Origin of the sequence: Kitasatospora sp. NPDC004745, from assembly GCF_042873275.1 — a bacterium.
Taxonomy (GTDB): domain Bacteria; phylum Actinomycetota; class Actinomycetes; order Streptomycetales; family Streptomycetaceae; genus Kitasatospora.
In genome coordinates this window covers 1-4,250 of record NZ_JBIALK010000062.1, presented here as the reverse complement: position 1 = coordinate 4,250, position 4,250 = coordinate 1, and the positions used below count along the sequence as shown (strand labels likewise).

The window sequence follows — 4,250 nt, the reverse complement described above, 5'->3', positions numbered from 1 at the left end:
TGGACCACCGGCACACCCCTCACCCACACCACCACCCACACCAACCACACCCCCCTCCCCACCTACCCCTTCCAACACCAACACCTCTGGCTGGACGCACCGGCCCGCCGCCTCCTCGCGGACCGGCCCGCCGAACACCAGCTGGCCGACCTGGTGGTCGAACTCGCCGACGACGGCGGCGCCGTGCTCTCCGGACGCCTCTCCGTCCGCAGCCACCCGTGGCTGGCCGACCACGCCGTCCACGGCACCGTGCTGCTCCCCGGGACGGCGCTGCTCGACCTCGCGCTGCACACCGCCGGCCGGCTGGACGCCGCCCGGATCGGCGAGCTGACCCTGCTCGCCCCGGCCGTGCTGCCGGCGGGCGAGACCCTGGAGATCCAGGTCACGGTGGCCGGACCGGACACCCACGGACGCCGCGAACTCGCCGTCCACAGCCGCGCCGAGGCGGGCGCGGAGTGGATCCGCAACGCCACCGGGTGGGCCGGACCGGCCGCAGCCGCCGAGCCCGTCCGACAGTCCGGCATCCGGCCGCCCGCCGACGCCGAAGCACTCCCCGTCGACGGCCTCTACGAGCGGCTCGCCGACCAGGGCCGCAGCTACGGCCCGGCCTTCCGCGGGCTGCACGCGGCCTGGCGCGCCGGCGACCTCCTGTTCGCCGAAGTCCGGCTCCCCGACGGCGCGTTCGGCGACCCGGCCCGCTTCACCGTGCACCCCGCGCTGCTCGACGCCGCCCTGCACGCGCTGCTGGCCGCCACCGGCCCGGACGAGGGCCTGCTGCTGCCGTTCGCCTGGGCCGGCGTCCAGGTGCATGCGAGCGCCGCGACCGTCCTGCACGTCCGGCTGACCCCGGTCGACGGCGGGTACGCCGTCCACGCCGCCGATCCGGTCGGCGGACCGGTACTGACCGCCGACCACCTCGCCCTGCGCCCCCTCGCCCCGGGCGCGCTCGCCGTCGGTGCCGGACCGCTCTACACCACCGCCTGGTCGCCGGTACCCGCCCCGGCCGGGCCGCCGGCGGACCGGACCTGGGCCGTGCTCGACCCGCACGGCGCGCTCCCCGACCTGGACGCCCTGCGCGCCGCCCACCCCGAGGGCCCGCTGCCCGACACCGTCCTCCGGGCGATCACCGACGACGGTGTCACCGCCCCGCCCAAGCTCGTCCGCTCGGCCGTGGCCCACTACCTGACGCTCCTGCGCGAGTGGCTCGCCGAACCGCGCTCGGTCGACGCCCGCCTGCTGGTGCAGACCGCCGGCGGCGTCGGCGCCGCCGCCGGGGAGGCGCCGGCCGACCTCGCCGCGGCCGCCCTCTGGGGCCTGGTCCGCAGCGCCCAGAGCGAGCACCCGGGCCGGATCCTGCTGCTCGACACGCCCGCCGTGGAACCCGGGGCGGAGCCCCCGCTCGCCGCCGCTCCGCTGCTCCGGACGGCCTTCGCCCTCGGGGCCGACGATCCCCAACTCGCCCTGCGCGAAGGCGGTCTGCTGGTACCCCGGCTCGTCCGCGCCGAGCCGGACGCGGGATCGGGCGCCGGGTCAGGTGCCGGATCGGACCTGACGCCGGGCGTGACGGCGACCCCCGAGCCGAACGCCACCCCGGTCCCCGAGCCCGCCGCGCGGTTCGACGCCGACGGCACCGTGCTGCTGACCGGTGCCACCGGCGCGCTGGGCGGGCACGTCGCCCGGCACCTCGTCGAGCGGCACCGGGTCCGGCGGCTGCTGCTGGTGAGCCGGCGCGGGCCCGAGGCGCCCGGTGCGTCCCGGCTGCAGGAGGAACTCGCCGGGCTCGGCGCCGAGGTGCTGCTCGTCGCCGCCGACCTCGGTGACCGGGACGAGGTGGCCGCCCTGCTCGCCGCCCACCCGGTGACGGCGGTCGTGCACGCCGCCGGGGTCCTGGACGACGGCACACTCGACTCCCTCACCCCCGAGCGGCTGCACGCCGTCCTGCGCCCGAAGGCCGAGGCCGCCTGGCACCTGCACGAGCTCACCGAGGGGCTGACGGCCTTCGTGCTGTTCTCCTCGGCCGCCGGGGTGCTCGGCGGCGCCGGTCAGGCCGCCTACGCCGCCGCCAACTCCTTCCTCGACGCACTCGCCGCCCGGCGCCGGGCCGCGGGCCTGCCCGCGCTCTCGCTGGCCTGGGGCCTGTGGGCGGGCGAGGCCGGTATGGGCGGCGGACTGAGCACCGCCGACCGGGCCCGGCTGCGCCGCTCGGGCGTGGCGCCGCTGCCCGTCCCCCAGGCGCTCGCCCTGTTCGACGCCGCACTGGAGGGCGGCCCGGCCACCGTCCTCCCGGCCCGCCTCGACCTCGCGGGCGCCACGGCCGACACCGTCCCGGTGCTGCTGCGGGGCCTGGTGCCGGCCGGCCGCCGGGTGGCCGCGACCGCCGGCGCCGTCCGAGTCGGCAGCGCCCTGGCCGCGGACCTCACCGCCGCGGACCCGGCCGAGCGGCGCGGCCGACTCGTCCGGCTGGTGCAGGAGCACGCCGCCGCGGCCCTCGCCCACCCGAACGCCGAGGCCGTCCCCACCGACCGCGCCTTCACCGACCTCGGCGTCGACTCGCTCACCGCCGTCGACCTGCGCAACCGGCTCGCCGCCGCACTCGGCGTCCGTCTCTCCGCCACCGCCGTCTTCGACCACCCGACGGTCACCCTGCTGGCCGGCCACCTGCTGGACGAGCTGTTCGGCACCGACGACAGCACCACCGCCGACAGCGCCACCGCCGGCCCGCTGCCGACGCCCGGCTCCTCCGAGGAGCCGATCGCCGTCGTCGGCATCGGCTGCCGCTTCCCCGGTGGCGTCGCCTCCCCGGAGGAGCTGTGGCGCCTCGTCGCCGACGGCGTGGACGCGATCGGCCCGTTCCCGGCGGACCGCGGCTGGGACCTGGAGAACCTCTACCACCCCGACCCGGAGCACACCGGGACGACCTACACCCGCTCCGGCGGATTCCTGGACCGCGCCGCCGACTTCGACCCCGAGTTCTTCGGCATCAGCACCCGGGAGGCACTGGCCACCGACCCGCAGCAGCGGCTGCTGCTGGAGACCGCCTGGGAGGCCGTCGAGCGGGCCGGCATCGACCCGACCACGCTCCGCGGCTCCCGCACCGGGGTGTTCGCCGGCGTCATGTACGACGACTACGGCGCCCGGCTGCACGGCGCCGCACCGAGCGGCTTCGAGGGCCACCTCGGGCAGGGCAGTGCGGGCAGCGTCGCCAGCGGCCGGGTCTCCTACGTGCTCGGGCTGGAGGGCCCGGCGGTCACGGTGGACACCGCCTGCTCCTCCTCCCTGGTGGCCGTCCACCTGGCGGCCCAGTCGCTGCGCTCGGGGGAGTCCACGCTGGCGCTGGCGGGCGGGGTCACCGTGATGGCCACGCCCGCGGCCTTCGTCGAGTTCAGCCGTCAGCGCGGCCTGGCGGCGGACGGGCGGTGCAAGCCCTTCGCGGCCGCCGCCGACGGCACCGCCTGGGGTGAGGGCGCGGGCCTGCTGGTACTGGAACGCCTCTCGGACGCCCGGCGCAACGGGCACCCGGTGCTCGCCGTGCTGCGCGGCTCGGCCGTCAACCAGGACGGCGCCAGCAACGGGCTCACCGCCCCCAACGGCCCCTCCCAGCAGCGCGTCATCCGGGCCGCGCTGGCCAACGCCGGGCTGACCACCGCGGACGTCGACGTGGTGGAGGCACACGGCACGGGCACCACCCTCGGCGACCCGATCGAGGCCCAGGCCATCCTGGCCACCTACGGGCAGGACCGCGAGCTGCCGGTGCTGCTGGGCTCGGTCAAGTCCAACCTCGGGCACACCCAGGCCGCGGCCGGCGTCGCGAGCATCATCAAGCTGATCGAGGCCTTCCGGCACCGCGAACTCCCGCGCACCCTGCACCTGGACGCGCCGTCCCCGCATGTGGACTGGACGGCCGGGCGGGCCGAGCTGCTCACCGGGCACCGTCCCTGGCCGGCGACCGGGCGTCCGCGCCGGGGAGCGGTCTCCTCCTTCGGCATCAGCGGCACCAACGCCCACCTGATCCTCGAGGAACCCGACACCGGTGAGGTCCTCGCGGAGGACGTCGAGGTGCCCGGGCCGTACGTGTGGCAGCTGTCCGCCCGGAACGACACCGCGCTACGCGCACAGGCCCGCCGCCTCGCCGACCACCTCCACGATCAGGACGTCCACCCCGCCGAGGTCGCGCACGCCCTGGCCACCACCCGCACCACCTTCGACCACCGCGCCGCCGTCATCCTGCGCACCCCCACCGAAGCCCACGC

At 77.4% G+C, this 4,250-nt stretch carries 1 protein-coding gene; it reads left to right on the top strand.

Annotated elements, in window-relative coordinates; all coding sequences use genetic code 11:
• Positions 1-4,250, top strand: a 4,250-nt coding sequence (locus tag ACFYUY_RS39970; protein ID WP_387908421.1) for a type I polyketide synthase, incomplete at both ends; no start/stop codon positions are given.